This window comes from Streptomyces sennicomposti, assembly GCF_019890635.1.
GTDB classification, from domain to species: domain Bacteria; phylum Actinomycetota; class Actinomycetes; order Streptomycetales; family Streptomycetaceae; genus Streptomyces; species Streptomyces sennicomposti.
This window is the reverse complement of sequence record NZ_JAIOAB010000136.1, coordinates 1-1157: the sequence shown is the minus strand read 5'-3', so window position 1 is coordinate 1157 and position 1157 is coordinate 1. Positions and strand designations below refer to the sequence as shown.

The window sequence follows — 1157 nt, the reverse complement described above, 5'->3', positions numbered from 1 at the left end:
CGTCGTCTGTTCACCTCGGAGTCCGTGACCGAGGGCCACCCCGACAAGATCGCTGACCAGATCAGCGACACCATTCTCGACGCGCTTCTGCGCGAGGACCCGGCCTCCCGGGTCGCCGTGGAGACGTTGATCACCACCGGCCTGGTGCACGTGGCGGGCGAGGTCACGACCAAGACCTACGCCGACATCGCGACCCTGGTCCGCGGCAAGATTCTGGAGATCGGCTACGACTCCTCGAAGAAGGGCTTCGACGGCGCTTCGTGCGGTGTGTCGGTGTCGATCGGCGCGCAGTCCCCGGACATCGCGCAGGGTGTGGACACGGCCTACGAGACGCGGGTCGAGGGCGACGACGACGAGCTGGACCGGCAGGGCGCGGGCGACCAGGGCCTGATGTTCGGCTATGCCACGGACGAGACGCCGACGCTGATGCCGCTGCCGATCTTCCTGGCGCACCGGCTGTCGAAGCGGCTGTCGGACGTGCGCAAGAACGGCACGATCCCCTACCTGCGCCCGGACGGCAAGACGCAGGTGACCATCGAGTACGACGGTGACAAGGCGGTCCGTCTGGACACGGTCGTGGTCTCCTCGCAGCATGCCTCGGACATCGACCTGGAGTCGCTGCTGGCTCCGGACATCCGGGAGTTCGTGGTGGAGCCGGAGCTGAAGGCGCTGCTGGAGGACGGCATCAAGTTGGACACCGAGGGCTACCGGCTGCTGGTGAACCCGACCGGCCGCTTCGAGGTGGGCGGCCCGATGGGCGACGCGGGCCTGACGGGCCGGAAGATCATCATCGACACCTACGGCGGCATGGCCCGGCACGGTGGTGGGGCGTTCTCGGGCAAGGACCCGTCGAAGGTGGACCGTTCGGCGGCGTACGCGATGCGCTGGGTCGCCAAGAACGTGGTGGCGGCCGGTCTCGCGGCGCGCTGCGAGGTGCAGGTGGCGTACGCGATCGGCAAGGCGGAGCCGGTGGGCCTGTTCGTGGAGACCTTCGGCACCCACAAGGTCGACGTGGAGCGGATCGAGAAGGCGATCGACGAGGTCTTCGACCTCCGCCCGGCCGCCATCATCCGCGACCTCGACCTGCTCCGCCCGATCTACGCCCAGACCGCCGCGTACGGCCACTTCGGCCGCGAGCTGCCCGACTTCACCTGGGA

Annotated in this window: 1 protein-coding gene; it reads left to right on the top strand. The window is 68.7% G+C overall.

Features of this window, described 5'->3' with window-relative positions:
* Nucleotides 1-1157, top strand: a 1157-nt coding sequence (gene metK / locus K7787_RS31405; RefSeq protein WP_247721473.1) for a methionine adenosyltransferase, incomplete at both ends; no start/stop codon positions are given.